The following is a 14570-nucleotide window of genomic DNA, read 5'->3' as shown; positions in this document are numbered from 1 at the left end:
TATCGGGGCGTCCTTATTCGTCTCGGAGAAGTTCAATGAGCTTTACCCTCGCCATCGTGGGGCGCCCGAATGTGGGCAAATCCACACTGTTCAACCGCCTTGTCGGTAAGAAGCTCGCGCTGGTCGATGACCAGCCGGGCGTCACGCGCGATTTGCGCGAAGGCGAGGCGCGGCTGGGGGATTTGCGGTTCACCGTGATCGACACCGCCGGGCTGGAAGACGCGACCGACGACAGTTTGCAGGGCCGCATGCGCCGCCTGACCGAACGCGCGGTGGACATGGCCGACATCTGCCTGTTCATGATCGACGCCCGCGCCGGGGTGACGCCAATGGACATGATGTTCGCCGAAATCCTGCGCAAACGGTCAGCTCATGTGCTGTTGGCGGCCAACAAGGGCGAAGGCGCGGCTGCCGATGCCGGTGTCATCGATGCCTGGTCGCTTGGCCTGGGCGAGCCGATCCGCCTGTCCGCCGAACATGGCGAGGGGATGAACGACCTCTATGTCGCGCTGATGCCGCTGGCCGATGAATATGCCGAGCGCGCCGATCAGGACGCGCCCGAGATCGAGATCGACATCGAAGATGACGAATCCGAGGGCGCCGCGCCCAAACCGACAAAGGCAAAGCCGCTGCAGGTGGCCGTGGTTGGCCGTCCGAACGCGGGCAAGTCCACGCTTATAAACAAGATCATCGGCGAAGACCGTCTGCTGACCGGCCCCGAGGCGGGGATCACCCGCGACTCGATCTCGTTGCGGACCGAGTGGGGCGGCACCCCGATGCGCATCTTCGACACCGCAGGCATGCGCAAGAAGGCCAAGGTGCAGGACAAGGTCGAGAAACTGTCGGTCTCGGATGGGCTGCGCGCTGTCAAGTTCGCCGAGGTTGTCGTGGTGCTTCTGGACGCCGCGATCCCGTTTGAACAACAGGACCTGCGCATCGCCGACCTTGCCGAGCGCGAGGGGCGGGCCGTGGTCGTTGCCGTCAACAAGTGGGACGTCGAGCCCGAGAAGCAGCAGAAGCTGCGCGACCTGAAAGAGGCGTTCAACCGCCTGTTGCCGCAATTGCGTGGCGCGCCGCTGATCACCGTTTCGGCCAAGACCGGGCGGGGGCTTGACCGGCTGCATGACGCCATCATCCGCGCCTATGACATCTGGAACCGCCGCGTCACCACGGCGCAGCTAAACCGCTGGCTGACAGGCATGCTGGAACAGCACCCGCCCCCCGCGCCGCAGGGCAAGCGGATCAAGCTGCGCTACATGACCCAGGCCAAGACCCGCCCGCCGGGGTTCGTGGTGATGTGCAGCCATCCCGACAAGATGCCCGACAGCTATTCGCGCTATCTTGTCAACGGCTTGCGTGAGGATTTTGACATGCCGGGAACGCCGATCCGCCTGACCATGCGCGGACAGGGCGACAAGAACCCCTATCAGGGCAAGAAGAAATCCGGGCCGTCCAAGCTTAGGAAGCATATCAAGGGCCGGCGGGACTGACCCCGCCGTTCTCCCGCTGATCCTGCGACCATTTGGTTTTTCCCCGTTTCGCGGTAAACTCTATGACATTCTGGCCCTGTCACGGGGCTGTCATACATTTGCAGTTTGTTCGCCGTAACAACGGGGGTGGGTCGCGATGGATATTCGTGAGCGACTTCAGCAATTTGCCGAGAAAGACGACCGCATTGGCGCGATTGGCCTGTTCGGGACTCTGATTGCATATGCCGTGACCTTGTGGGCGGCGATTGCCTTTTCCGGGCTTTGGTGGGTGTGCATCCCGGCGATGCTTCTCAATGGCTGCACCGCAGTGCGCCTTTACGTGTTGCAGCACGATTGCGGCCATGCCTCGTTGTTCCGCGCCCGGCGCCACAATGACTGGGCCGGAGAGATTCTGTCGCTGTTCACCTTCGCGCCCTACGCCGCCATGCGTCATAACCACAACCTGCACCATTCCCACCTCGGCAACCTCGACCATCGTGACACCGGCGAAATCCACACGATGACATTGCGCGAATGGCAAGAGGCGGGCATCTGGACGCGCCTGACCTACCGCCTTTATCGCAACCCGTTCATCCTGATCCCGGCTGGCAGCCTGTTTACGTATTTCATCCGCTACCGCTGGCCCAAGAACACAGGGCGGATCGGTGCCCGCGCAGTGATGCTGCACAACATGGCTGTCGCGGCCTTCATGGGTTTTCTATATATTGCAGGAGGTTGGCAGGCGATCCTGATCTGGTTCCTCGCCTCGTTCTTCGGCGGGATGATCGGTGTCTTCATGGTTTATCTTCAGCATAACTTCGAAGACACCTACTGGGACCGGCGACCGGGGCTTGATCCGCGCCTTGCGGCGCTTCAGGGGTCATCTGCGCTGGATCTGGGATGGGTCATGGACTTGATTTCGGCCAATATCGCCTATCACGACATCCACCATTTCAACGCCCGCATCCCGCACTACGCCTTGCGCCGCTGCCATCAGGCGATCCGCGACGAATACGGGTTGCGGGTGATCCGCTGGCCCGAGGCGCTGCGGTCCTTCACGCTGAAACTGTGGGACGAGGAGCAGGAGCGGCTGGTGCCGTTTCCTTCCGCACCCGAACGCCGGGCGGCGCCGGTGGGTTAGGGTATTTCTGACCAGCAAAAAGCCGCTTTTTTCTGGTTCCAAATACCCTGGGCCCGAGCGCAGCGAGGGCTACGCCCAACCGGGGTGATGTCAGCTCTGCTGACGTCCGCCCGGGCGGGAGCGTCTCAGGCCAGATTGCCGTCCGCGGTCAACAGGGTCTTGCCGCCAAGATAGGGCGCCAGCGCATCCGGCAGGCTGACCGAGCCATCTGCATTCTGGCCGTTTTCCAGAACCGCTATCAACGCGCGGCCCACAGCCAGGCCGGAGCCGTTCAGGGAATGCACGAATTCCGGTTTGCCGCCATCTGCGGGGCGGAAGCGGGCGTTCATGCGGCGGGCCTGAAAATCGCCGGTGGTCGAGACCGAGGAGATCTCGCGATAGGTGTTCTGACCGGGCAGCCATGCCTCGATGTCGAAGGTGCGGCGCGCGCCGAAACCCATGTCGCCGGTGCACAGGACCACGGTGCGGTAAGGCACGCCCAGTTTTTCAAGGATGCCTTCGGCGCAGCCCAGCATGCGCTGTTGCTCGGTGTCGCTTTCATCGGGGTGGGTGATCGACACCATCTCGACCTTCTCGAACTGGTGCTGGCGCAGCATGCCCGAAGTGTCGCGCCCGGCGCTGCCTGCTTCGGAGCGGAAGCAGAGCGTGTGGCTGGTCATGCGGATCGGCAGGTCTTTTTCGTCCAGAACGTCGCCGGCGACGGAATAGGTCAGCGTGACTTCAGAGGTCGGGATCAGCCACCAGCCATTGGTGGTCTGATAGCTGTCATCGCCGAATTTCGGCAGTTTGTCCGTGCCATACATGGCCTCGTCCCGCACCAGCACGGGCGAGTTCACCTCTTGCAGGCCGTTCTCGTCGACATGGGTGTCGATCATGAATTGCGCCAGTGCGCGGTGGATACGTGCGACGGCGCCTTTCAGCACGACAAAACGCGCGCCCGAGAGTTTGGCGGCGGTGTCGAAGTCCATTGCGGCGGCGACGCCAGCGATCTCGTAATGCTCTTTCGGGGTGAAATCGAAAACGCGCGGGGTGCCCCAGCGTTTGATCTCGGCATTGTCGGCCTCATCCGCGCCGTCCGGCACGTCATCGGCGGGCAGGTTGGGGATACGGGCCAGCATGTCGGTCAGCTTGGCGTCCAGTTCCTTGGCTTCGGCCTGCATCGCGGCGACCTCGGCCTTCTTGTCGCCGACAAGGGCGCGCAGGCGTTCGAATTCGGCCTCGTCGCCCTTGGCCTTGGCTGCGCCAACGTCCTTGGCGGCCTTTTTCTGTTCTGCCTGGGCTTCCTCGGCGGCCTGGATCTTGGCGCGGCGTTCCGCGTCGAGGGCCAGGATCGACGGGGACATCGGCGCGTCGCCTCGGCGGGCGAGGGCGGCGTCAAAAGCGGCCGGGTTTTCGCGGATCGCGCGGATGTCATGCATGGGAGTCGTCCTTGGCAAGTGAATCACATCTGGCGGGCTATATGGCGCATTTTTCGGCCATACGTAAGCGGGCGCGCGCCTGTGCATCCGTGATATGTGGTTTTGTCGCCCTTTCCGGCGGGGGCGCGGACGTTTCACGCCTTGCCAATACCGGCCCGCGCCCATAGGTTCCCCACCAAATTTGACCTCCGGGCAAGGACGCCCGGCCAGACGAAGGAAAACCGCTCATGGAAGCCATTGGCCAGTTTTTGCCGCTTATCCTGATCTTCGCGATCATGTACTTCCTCCTGATCCGTCCGCAGCAGAAGAAGGTGAAAGAGCATCAGGCCATGGTCGATGCACTGCACCGGGGCGACCGCGTCGTCACCCAGGGCGGTATCATCGGCAAGGTGTCGAAGGTGAAGGAAGACGGCGAACTTGAGGTCGAGATCGCCGAAGGCGTGAAGGTGCGCGTCGTCAAGGCGACCATCGCGCAGGTTCTGGCCAAGACCGAACCGGCGTCGAACGCCTGATCGACCAAGAATAAGAACCAAGCGGGCAGGACATCATGCTGCAAATCGATACCTGGAAACGGGTCCTGATATGGGCGGTCTGCGCCCTTGGGCTGTGGATGGCTCTGCCCAACGCGTTCTATGCGCGGGTCGAGACGCATAACGACGCGGTGGCCGCGATCGAGCTGGGCAATACCAGCGCCGAGATGCAGGAAAAGGCCAGTATCTGGCCCGACTGGATGCCGTCGTCGTTGGTGAACCTTGGCCTTGACCTGCGCGGCGGGGCGCATCTTCTGGCCGAAGTTCAGGTGCAGGATGTCTATGACACCCGCGTCAAGGCGATGTGGCCCGAGGTGCGCGATCTTCTGCGTGAGGAACGCGCCACGATCGGCACCATACGCCTGCAGGATTCCGAGCCGGGTGAACTGCGCGTCAAGGTTTCGCAGCCCGAGAATATCGCGCGCGCGGCCGAGGTTCTGCGCGGTCTGGCGCGGCCCGTGGTGTCGCTGACCGCGGCGGGGCAGTCGGACCTTGTGATCGGGGTCGATGGGGACGAGGTCACGATCAAGCTGTCGGATGCCGAGAAACAGGCCACCGATGAGCGCACCGTGCAGCAGGCGCTTGAAATCATCCGCCGCCGGATCGATGAGGTCGGCACGCGTGAGCCGACGATCCAGCGCCAGGGCGCGGATCGTATCCTGATCCAGGTGCCGGGCATCGGCTCGGCGGCCGAGTTGAAGGACATCATCGGCACCACAGCACAGCTGACCTTCCAGCCGGTTGTTGGTCGCGCCAGCAGCGCCGATGCCGCCGCCGGTCCGGGCAACGAGGTTCTGCCGTCGCTGGATGAAGAAGGCACATTCTATATCGTCGAAGCCGCGCCGGTTGTGACCGGCGAGGAACTGGTCGACGCGCAGCCGTCGTTCGACCAGAACAACCGGCCCGCCGTGTCCTTCCGCTTCAACCCCACAGGCGCGCGGAAGTTCGGCAATTACACGGCGGAAAACATCGGGTCGCCCTTCGCCATTGTGCTGGACGGCGAGGTCGTGTCGGCCCCCGTCATCCAGGCCCATATCGCGGGCGGGTCGGGCATCATCACAGGCCGGTTCTCGGTCGAGGAATCGACCAACCTGGCGGTTCTGCTGCGGGCTGGTGCGCTTCCGGCGGGGCTGGAATTCCTTGAGGAACGGACCATCGGGCCGGAACTGGGGCAGGACAGCATCGACGCCGGGAAAATCGCCTGTATCGTCGCCTTTGCCGCTGTGCTGGTCTTTATGGTTCTCAGCTATGGGCTGTTCGGGGTTTTTGCCAATATCGCGCTGATGATCAACGTCGGGCTGATCTTTGGTCTGTTGTCGATGATCGGCGGCACGCTTACCCTGCCGGGTATTGCCGGGATCGTTCTGACCATCGGTATGGCGGTGGACGCCAACGTGCTGGTGTTCGAGCGTATCCGCGAGGAACTGAAGACGGCCAAGGGCCCGGCGCGCGCCATTTCCCTTGGCTATGAAAAGGCGCTGTCGGCCATTGTCGACGCCAATATCACCACCTTCATCACCGCCGTGATCCTGTTTGCCGTCGGCTCTGGCCCGGTACGCGGTTTCTCGATCACACTGGGACTGGGTATCATGACCTCGGTCTTTACCGCGATCTTCGTGACGCGGCTGATGATCGTGATCTGGTTCGAACGCCGCCGTCCCAACACCATCGAGGTATAAGCCATGCGTCTGAAACTTGTTCCGTCCGAGACCAACTGGGATTTCTTTTCGCGGCCATTGCTGTGGCTTGGCATCTCGGCGTTGCTTATCCTTCTGGCCCTCGGCAGCTTCGGCGTGCGCGGGTTGAACTATGGTATCGACTTCCGGGGCGGCACCACGATCCGCACCGAAAGCGCCGAGACCGTAGATGTCGCCGCCTATCGTGCGGCGCTGGCCGAACTGGGGCTGGGCGATATCTCGATCACCGAAGTGTTCGACCCGAATTTCGACGAAGACCAGAACGTGACCATGGTGCGCATTCAGGCGCAGGACGATCAGGAGTCCGTCACCGCCGAGCAGATTCGCGCGGTGGAAGATGCGCTGAAGGCGGTTGCGCCGGACATCAAGTTCGTGTCGGTCGAGTCGGTTGGCCCCAAGGTTTCGGGTGAATTGATCCAGACTGCGGTGATTGCCGTTTTGCTCGCGATTGCGGCGGTGCTGGTCTATATCTGGCTGCGCTTCGAATGGCAGTTCGCGCTGGGGGCGGTTGTGGCGCTGGTGCATGACGTGGTGTTGACCATCGGCGTCTTTTCCGAGCTTCAGATCAAGTTCGACCTGGCCATCATTGCGGCACTTCTGACTATCGTCGGCTATTCGCTGAACGATACGGTTGTGGTCTTTGACCGCGTCCGCGAGAACCTGCGCAAGTACAAGAAGAAGGACCTGAAAGAGGTTCTGAACCTGTCGATCAACGAAACCCTCAGCCGGACCGTCATGACCTCGTTCACCACGCTTCTGGCGCTGATCGCGCTGTTCGTGCTGGGCGGAGACGTGATCCGCGGGTTCGTCTTTGCCATGATCTGGGGGATCATTGTCGGGACGTATTCGTCGGTCTTCGTGGCCTCGGTGATCCTGTTGAAACTGGGGGTCAAGCGGGACTGGTCGAAGCCCGACAATACCGCCGGCAACCAGTTCGCCAATATCGATGCCTGATGTCTTCAGCCAGGTCTGGGCCCTTGACGGGTTGGTCTGGCTGATTGCCGCTGCCTTTGTCGCCGGCACGGTGCGCGGTTTTTCCGGCTTTGGCACGGCGATGATCTACCTGCCTATCGCGGCGCAGGTGATCGATCCGATCTGGTGCATTGCGACGCTTGCGGTGATGGACATTTTCGGCCCGCTTCCCAACATGCCCTCGGCCCTGCGCAACGGGCACCCACGTGACCTTGTGCGGCTGGGGATCGCGGTCGTGGTGACCATTCCTATCGGCCTGATTGTCCTTTTTGCCATTGACCCTGCGGTGTTCCGGGTGGCGGTTGCGCTGATCTCGCTGGCGCTTCTGGCCTGTCTGGTCGGCGGCGTGCGTTACAAAGGAGAGGTCACGCGATCCATGGTTTTCGGCATCGGCGGCGCGGCGGGGCTTCTGGGGGGCGCAACCGGCACGCCCGGTCCTCCGGTGATCCTGTTTTACATGGCGCGGCCGATCCCGGCCTCGGCCATCCGCGCCAATGTCATGGCCTTCCTGTTCTTTTACGACGCGATTGTCCTTGTCATGCTGGCGCTGCGCGGCGCCTTGACCGCCAGCATCGTGGCGCTTGGGCTGGTGCTGGCGGTGCCGAATGTGCTGGGAAATCTTCTGGGGGCTGCTATCTTTCGTCCCGAGCGTGAACGGGCCTACAAGATCGTGGCCTATCTGATCATCGCGGCGTCGGCATTGTCGGCGCTGCCCATCTGGTGAGACCACATGCAACTGAGCGAGATGTCCTTTTCCGACGCCACCCCGATCGACAGCTATGGCCCGGGGTTCTTCCGCGTCGGCGGTGCGATCATCGAAGGCGGCGCGTTGATCCATCGTGACGGTGCTTCGGTCTGGCAGGGGCTGGACGACAGCGCCGCGCTGGTGGCGCTGGCAGGCAAGATCGACGTGGTGCTTCTGGGCATGGGGGACGAGATCGCGCCGGTGCCGTCGGCCCTGCGCGAGGCATTGCAGGAGGTCGGGATCGGGATCGAACCGATGAAGACGCCGACGGCCTGCCGCACTTATAACGTGCTTCTGGCCGAGGGGCGCCGGGTCGCCGCTGCGCTGGTGCCGATGCCTGTCGAAAGCTGACCCGGAAAGCTTGATCTAGGTCACTGTCACACCGTCCCGAAACAGGGTAAGCCAAGCCTCATGAAGTTGACTGTCACCGATCTTGGCATTTCGCGCGGGGGGATCCCTGTGCTTGAGGGGCTGAATTTCACGCTAGAGCCGGGCCGGGCGCTGGTGTTGCGCGGGCCGAACGGGGTCGGCAAGACCACGCTGTTGCGCACCGTGGCCGGGTTGCAGCCGCCGATTGGCGGAACCGTGGATTGCCCGCCGGAAACCATCGCCTATGCCGCCCATTCCGACGGGCTGAAGGCGATGTTGTCGGTGGTCGAGAACCTGCGCTTCTGGTCCGAGATTTTCGGCACCCGCGACATTGCCCCCGCCTTGGCCGCGTTCGAGCTTGAGCCACTGGCCGACCGGCCTGCGGGTGCGTTGTCGGCGGGGCAGAAACGCCGGCTTGGGCTGGCACGCCTTCTGGTCACCGGGCGACCGATCTGGATATTGGACGAGCCGACCGTGTCGCTGGACGTCGCCTCGGTCGAGATGTTCGCCAACGCGGTGCGCACCCATCTTGCGGGCGACGGCATGGCGCTGATTGCGACCCATATCGACCTTGGTCTTGTGGCCGAGATTTTCGATGTCGGGCCGTTCCGGGCCAAGCCGCGCGAAAGCGCCGACGGATTTGACGAGAATTTCCTATGATTGCGCTGTTGCAGAGGGATATGAAACTGGCCTTCCGCGCAGGCGGCGGGTTCGGGCTGGGGCTGGCGTTTTTCCTGATCGTGACGGTCATGGTGCCATTTGGCGTGGGGCCGGAAAGCAGCCTTCTGGCAAAGATCTCGCCCGGAGTCCTGTGGATCGGCGCGCTTCTGGCCTGCCTGTTGTCGCTGGACCGCATCTTTGCGCTGGACTGGGAGGACGGGTCGCTTGACCTGCTGGCCACCTCGCCGCTGCCGCTGGAAGGGATCGTCAGCATCAAGGCGCTGGCGCATTGGCTGACCACGGGCCTGCCGCTTTGCGTGGCCTCGCCGCTGTTCGGCCTGCTCTTGAACCTGCCGGGGCAGGGCTATCTCTGGCTTGTCACCTCGCTGGTGCTGGGCACCCCGGCGCTGAGCGTGATCGGCACGTTTGGCGCGGCGCTGACTGTTGGGATCAAGCGGGGCGGCCTCTTGCTGTCCTTGCTGGTGCTGCCGCTATATGTGCCGACACTGATCTTCGGCGCGGAACTGGCGCGGCGCGGGGCCGAGGGCATGGACACCACCACCCCGATGCTGATGCTGGCGGGGATCACATTTGGCGCGATCGCGCTGTTGCCTTTTGCCAGCGCGCTGGTCTTGCGGGTGAACCTGCGGTGAGGCACTTAACGCATATCAAGGCAGTCCTGCGCACTCTCTGACATGTGATGTGCAAGACGACCAAAGGACGGATAGGAAACGCGACATGGCATCCATCTGGGAATACGCGAACCCGGTAAAGTTCATCCGCACTGCCGACAGGGTCTTGCCCTGGGCGATGGGGATCGCTGGCGTGACGCTGGTGGTCGGGCTGTTCTGGGGGTTCTTCCTGACCCCCGACGACTACCGGCAGGGATCGACGGTCAAGATCATCTATCTGCACGTGCCCTCGGCGCTGATGGCGATCAATATCTGGTTCATGATGCTGGTCACTTCGCTGATCTGGCTGATCCGGCGCCACCATGTTTCGGCGCTGGCGGCCAAGGCCGCAGCGCCCGTGGGCGTGGTGATGACGCTGATCGCGCTGTTTACCGGCGCGGTCTGGGGACAGCCGATGTGGGGCACCTGGTGGGCCTGGGACCCGCGCCTGACCTCGTTCCTGATCCTGTTCCTTTTCTACCTCGGCTACATCGCGCTGTGGGAGGCGATCGACAACCCCGACACGGCCGCAGACCTGACCGCGGTCCTGTGCCTTGTCGGATCGGTATTCGCGATCCTCAGCCGCTATGCGGTCAACTTCTGGAACCAGGGCCTGCACCAGGGCGCGTCCGTCATGAGGGCAGGGGCGGTGACGGGCACGGATACCGAGGAAAAAGTATCAAACGTCTTCTTCTATCCGCTGGCCTTTTGCATCCTTGGCTTCGTGTTCCTGTTCATCGCGCTGGTCTTCCTGCGCACACGCACCGAAATTCACAAGCGCCGCACCAAGGCGCTCTTGGCACGGGAGAGGCTGGGATGATGCCTGATCTGGGAAAATACGCCTTTGCGGTGCTGTCGTCTTATGGCGTGTCGCTGTTTTTGATCCTTGGGCTGCTCTGGATGTCTGTTCGTGCAGGGCGCAAGGCGCGGGCGGAATTGCAGAACGTGGAGGCGCGCAAGAATGGCTAAGGTTTCACCAATGATGCTGGCGCCGCCGCTGATCTTTGCAGGTATCGCGGCGATGTTCCTGTTCGGCATGGCGCGGGAGAACCCGAACGAGTTGCCGACCGCGCTGGCGGGCAAACCCGCGCCGGGGGTGCAGGTGGTGCAACTGGGCGAGATGACACCCTTCATCGATGCCGACCTGCGTGATGGCAAGATGAAACTGGTGAACTTTTGGGCCAGCTGGTGCGCGCCCTGCCGGGTCGAGCATCCGACCCTGATGCAGCTCGCCGCCGAGGGGATGCCGATCTATGGCGTCAACTACAAGGACAAGCCCGAGAACGGTATCAAGTTCCTTGCCGATCTGGGCGATCCCTTTGAAAAGGGCGGAGCCGATCCAGAGGGCAAGATGGCGCTGAACTGGGGGGTTTATGGCGTGCCTGAAACCTATCTTGTGGATGGCGACGGCAACATTATCACACGCGTCGCCGGTCCTGTGACCCAGCGTGAACTTGAGACACGGCTGCGGCCCGCGATGGCGGAAGCGGGCGGGAACTGACCCTCAGACTCCTGCCATCAACACATCTATCGCCCTCGTGATCCGATCGCCCTGATCGGTCACCGTTCCGGTGCGGCGCAGACTGGCGCGCTGAACGGCTGCGATCAGCCGTGTCGCAAGGATCAGGTGCTGCCCGCCGTGATGAATGCTGGGGTTCAACAAGCGCACCGCTGGATAGTCGTGCAAAAGCGGTATCACGACGACGGCCGGGTCAGGCGGCAACAGGTCGCTTTCGACCACGACCATCGAGACGCCCTTATATTCGGCTACGTCAAAGCGACTTAGTCTTTCCAAGATGTGGCCCCAGGCGCTGCGATGATCTCGGCCAGCGGATGGCCGTGCTGCTCATGCCAATCGGCCTGCGCCGCAAAGGCGTCAGCGTTTTCAGCCAGCCACGCCTTGCGGCGCTTTTCGGCGACTGCGGCCTGCACCGCCGCTTCGGCGATGGCCGAGACATTGATGCCAAGCTCTTTGGCTTGGTCCAGCGCATCAGCATCAATCGTGAGTGAAGTTTTGCGTTTTTGGGCGGTTGGCACAGGAATACTCCGTCTTTATACCGCAAAACTATACCGCAGCAGATACGTGCGCAATGCCCATCCTGACCCTGGGCGCGGATCAACCCAAAAAGCCCCGGTCATTTGACCGGGGCTTTTCCTTCGTCCTTGCAGGCGCCTACGCCTTTGCCAGATCGCGCAGCACGTAATGCAGCACGCCGCCATGTTCGACATATTCGATCTCGATGGCGGTATCGATGCGGCACTTGAGGGTGATCTCTTTCACGGTTCCGTCCGCATAGGTGATCGTGCAGGGCACCTCTTGCAGCGGCTGGATCGTATCAAGACCGGTGATCGAGACCGTCTCATTTCCTTTCAGACCAAGGGTCTTGCGGGTTTCGCCTGCGGTGAATTCAAACGGGATGACACCCATGCCCACAAGGTTCGAGCGGTGGATGCGCTCAAAGCTTTCGGCGATCACGGCTTTCACGCCCAACAGCGCTGTGCCCTTGGCGGCCCAGTCGCGGCTGGACCCGGCGCCATATTGTTCACCGCCGAACACCACCAGCGGCGTGCCTTGTGCCTGATAGGCCGTGGATGCGTCAAAGACGCTGGTCTGCTGACCATCCGGGCCAAGGGTGTAGCCGCCTTCGACGCCGTCCAGCATTTCGTTCTTGATGCGGATATTGGCGAATGTGCCGCGCATCATGACCTCGTGATTGCCCCGGCGTGAACCGTAAGAGTTGAACTCGCGCGGCGGCACCTGATGTTCCAGAAGATACCGGCCGGCGGGGGTGGATTCCTTGAATGACCCGGCGGGCGAGATGTGGTCGGTGGTGATCATGTCGCCAAGGATCAAAAGCGGCTTGGCGCCGATGATGTTTTCGATCTTGCCCGGCTCCGGCCCCATGCCCTGGAAATAGGGCGGGTTCTGGATATAGGTCGAGGATGCGGGCCAGTCATAGACCTCGCCCCCCGACACCTCAACGCTGCGCCATTTGTCGTCGCCCTTGAAAACATCGGCATATTTGGCCTGGAACGCTTCGCGGGTGACGGTTTTCTCGACCAGCGCCGCGATTTCGGCATTGGTGGGCCAGATGTCTTTCAGATAGACGTCCTTGCCATCCGGCGTCTGCGCCAATGGCTCGGTTGTCAGGTCGATATCCATCGTCCCCGCCAGCGCATAGGCCACCACCAAAGGCGGCGAAGCCAGGTAGTTGGCGCGCACGTCCGGGCTGATCCGGCCTTCGAAGTTGCGGTTCCCGGACAGGACCGACACGCCGACAAGGTCGCCCGTTGCGATGGCTTCGGACAGTTCCTTCTGGATCGGGCCAGAGTTGCCGATACAGGTGGTGCAGCCATAGCCGACAAGGTTGAACCCGATCTTGTCGAGGTCATCCTGCAGCCCCGCTGCCTCAAGGTATTCGGTCACCACCTGCGACCCCGGCGCAAGAGAGGTCTTGACCCACGGCTTGCGGTTCAGCCCCAGCGCGGCGGCCTTGCGCGCCACCAGCCCGGCGCCGATCATCACGTAGGGGTTCGAGGTGTTGGTGCAGGAGGTGATAGACGCGATCACCACATCGCCCGACGACAGGGTGTAATCCTCGCCCGCGACGGGGACTTCCTTGTCCATCGGGCGTTTGAAGGTCGATTCCATCTCGCGGCGGAACGCCTCTTTTGCATTAGTGAGCGGAACGTAATCCTGCGGACGTTTCGGACCCGAGATCGCCGGGACGATGCTGGCCATGTCCAGCTCCAGCGTGTCGGTGTAGATCGGCGCGTAATCCGCCCCGCGCCACATGCCGTTTTCCTTGGCATAGGCTTCGACCAATGCGATGCGGTCTTCATCCCGGCCGGTCTGACGCAGATAGCGCAGGGTTTCGCCGTCGATCGGGAAAAAGCCGCAGGTCGCGCCGTATTCCGGTGCCATGTTCGCAATCGTGGCGCGGTCGGCCAGCGGCAGGTGATCCAGCCCGTCGCCATAGAACTCGACGAACTTTCCGACGACGCCCTTGGCGCGCAGCATCTCGACCACTTTCAGCACAAGGTCGGTGGCGGTGGTGCCCTCGACCATCTCCCCGGTCAGCTGGAAGCCCACGACCTCGGGGATCAGCATCGAGATCGGTTGACCCAGCATGGCGGCCTCGGCCTCGATCCCGCCGACACCCCAGCCCAGCACGGCGAGGCCGTTGACCATGGTGGTATGGCTGTCGGTCCCGACCAGCGTGTCCGGGTAGGCGACGGTGGCGCCGGACTGGTCGGTATCGGTCCAGACGGTCTGGGCCAGGTATTCGACATTGACCTGGTGGCAGATCCCGGTGCCCGGCGGCACGACGCGGAAATTGTCAAAGGCCGACTGGCCCCATTTCAGGAAAGTATAGCGTTCGAGGTTGCGTTCATATTCGCGGTCGACGTTCATCTGGAAGGCACGCGGGTTGCCGAACTCGTCGATCATGACCGAGTGGTCGATCACCAGGTCCACCGGCACCTGCGGGTTGATCTTGGCCGCCGACCCCTTGAGCCCGACAATCCCGTCGCGCATCGCGGCAAGGTCAACCACCGCCGGCACGCCGGTAAAATCCTGCATCAGCACGCGCGCCGGGCGATAGGCGATCTCGCGCGGGTTCTGCCCGCCATTGGCGCCCCATTCGCCAAAGGCGCGGATATCGTCCAGTGTGACGGTCTTGCCGTCCTCGAACCGCAGCATGTTTTCCAGCACGACTTTCAGCGCGGCGGGCAGGCGGGCAAAGTCGCCCAAGCCTGCGGCCTCGGCGGCGGGGATGGAATAATATGCGACGGACTGGTCGCCGGCCGTCAGTGTTTTCCGCGTCTTTGCGCTGTCCTGTCCAACGAGAATGGGCATGTGAAATCTCCCTTGTTTTACAATTCTCAGGGTGTGTTGG

Annotated in this window: 16 protein-coding genes; 12 read left to right on the top strand and 4 right to left on the bottom strand. The window is 62.6% G+C overall.

What is annotated here, in order from left to right:
* Positions 1-35: 35 nt before the first annotated feature.
* Positions 36-1490 (top strand): ribosome biogenesis GTPase Der, encoded by a 1455-nt coding sequence (der, locus tag JQ863_RS13600; protein WP_204114694.1) that lies wholly within the window; start codon positions 36-38, stop codon positions 1488-1490.
* 136 nt (positions 1491-1626) lie between these two features.
* A complete protein-coding gene (locus tag JQ863_RS13595) occupies positions 1627-2610 on the top strand; it encodes a fatty acid desaturase (RefSeq protein WP_204114693.1) in 984 nt (327 codons plus the stop codon).
* 125 nt (positions 2611-2735) lie between these two features.
* Here the strand turns inward: JQ863_RS13595 and serS are convergent, their stop codons facing one another.
* Positions 2736-4028, bottom strand: coding sequence for a serine--tRNA ligase (serS, locus tag JQ863_RS13590; RefSeq protein ID WP_204114692.1), 1293 nt, complete (start codon positions 4026-4028; stop codon positions 2736-2738).
* A 227-nt stretch (positions 4029-4255) separates the two neighbouring features.
* Here serS and yajC point away from each other — a divergent pair, with 227 nt between their 5' ends.
* The 10 genes from yajC (at position 4256) to JQ863_RS13545 (ending at position 11173) form a co-directional block, all read left to right on the top strand.
* A complete protein-coding gene (gene yajC, locus JQ863_RS13585; protein WP_204114691.1) occupies positions 4256-4540 on the top strand; it encodes a preprotein translocase subunit YajC in 285 nt (94 codons plus the stop codon).
* 35 nt (positions 4541-4575) lie between these two features.
* Entirely contained in the window at positions 4576-6237 is a 1662-nt protein-coding gene (gene secD, locus JQ863_RS19470; protein WP_239113287.1) for a protein translocase subunit SecD, read from the top strand.
* A 3-nt stretch (positions 6238-6240) separates the two neighbouring features.
* On the top strand, positions 6241-7209 hold the full coding sequence (gene secF, locus JQ863_RS19465) for a protein translocase subunit SecF (RefSeq protein WP_239113286.1): 969 nt from the start codon (positions 6241-6243) through the stop codon (positions 7207-7209).
* Positions 7202-7951, top strand: a complete 750-nt coding sequence (locus JQ863_RS13575; RefSeq protein WP_204114690.1) for a sulfite exporter TauE/SafE family protein — start codon at positions 7202-7204, stop codon at positions 7949-7951. The genes secF and JQ863_RS13575 overlap by 8 nt, the downstream gene beginning before the upstream one ends.
* 6 nt (positions 7952-7957) lie before the next feature.
* Positions 7958-8323 (top strand): Mth938-like domain-containing protein, encoded by a 366-nt coding sequence (locus JQ863_RS13570; RefSeq protein WP_204114689.1) that lies wholly within the window; start codon positions 7958-7960, stop codon positions 8321-8323.
* 60 nt (positions 8324-8383) lie between these two features.
* Positions 8384-9001 (top strand): heme ABC exporter ATP-binding protein CcmA, encoded by a 618-nt coding sequence (gene ccmA, locus JQ863_RS13565; RefSeq protein WP_204114688.1) that lies wholly within the window; start codon positions 8384-8386, stop codon positions 8999-9001.
* The gene (ccmB, locus tag JQ863_RS13560; RefSeq protein WP_204114687.1) at positions 8998-9654 is read left to right on the top strand and encodes a heme exporter protein CcmB; all 657 of its coding nucleotides are present in this window, start codon (positions 8998-9000) and stop codon (positions 9652-9654) included. The genes ccmA and ccmB overlap by 4 nt, the downstream gene beginning before the upstream one ends.
* A gap of 85 nt (positions 9655-9739) precedes the next feature.
* Positions 9740-10492 carry a heme ABC transporter permease gene (locus JQ863_RS13555; protein WP_204114686.1) on the top strand — a complete coding sequence of 251 codons (753 nt, stop codon included), beginning with the start codon at positions 9740-9742 and terminating at the stop codon, positions 10490-10492.
* Positions 10489-10641: a heme exporter protein CcmD gene (ccmD, locus tag JQ863_RS13550; RefSeq protein WP_420826274.1), complete on the top strand. Its 153-nt coding sequence runs from the start codon at positions 10489-10491 to the stop codon at positions 10639-10641. The genes JQ863_RS13555 and ccmD overlap by 4 nt, the downstream gene beginning before the upstream one ends.
* Positions 10634-11173 carry a DsbE family thiol:disulfide interchange protein gene (locus tag JQ863_RS13545; protein ID WP_204114685.1) on the top strand — a complete coding sequence of 180 codons (540 nt, stop codon included), beginning with the start codon at positions 10634-10636 and terminating at the stop codon, positions 11171-11173. The genes ccmD and JQ863_RS13545 overlap by 8 nt, the downstream gene beginning before the upstream one ends.
* A gap of 3 nt (positions 11174-11176) precedes the next feature.
* Here JQ863_RS13545 and JQ863_RS13540 read toward each other — a convergent pair whose 3' ends face one another.
* The 3 genes from JQ863_RS13540 to acnA all read right to left on the bottom strand — a co-directional run bounded on the left by JQ863_RS13540 (position 11177) and on the right by acnA (position 14530).
* Complete coding sequence (locus JQ863_RS13540; protein ID WP_204114684.1) at positions 11177-11467, bottom strand: CcdB family protein; 291 nt, start codon at positions 11465-11467, stop codon at positions 11177-11179.
* Positions 11455-11709 carry a type II toxin-antitoxin system CcdA family antitoxin gene (locus JQ863_RS13535; protein ID WP_204114683.1) on the bottom strand — a complete coding sequence of 85 codons (255 nt, stop codon included), beginning with the start codon at positions 11707-11709 and terminating at the stop codon, positions 11455-11457. The genes JQ863_RS13540 and JQ863_RS13535 overlap by 13 nt, the downstream gene beginning before the upstream one ends.
* A 136-nt stretch (positions 11710-11845) precedes the next feature.
* Complete coding sequence (gene acnA / locus JQ863_RS13530; RefSeq protein ID WP_204114682.1) at positions 11846-14530, bottom strand: aconitate hydratase AcnA; 2685 nt, start codon at positions 14528-14530, stop codon at positions 11846-11848.
* Between the last annotated feature and the right edge of the window lie 40 nt (positions 14531-14570).

The sequence above is a fragment of the Shimia biformata genome, from assembly GCF_016888515.1.
Lineage (GTDB): Bacteria > Pseudomonadota > Alphaproteobacteria > Rhodobacterales > Rhodobacteraceae > Shimia_A > Shimia_A biformata.
The sequence above is the reverse complement of the archived record's forward strand: the minus strand, read 5'-3'. Positions and strand labels throughout refer to the sequence as shown.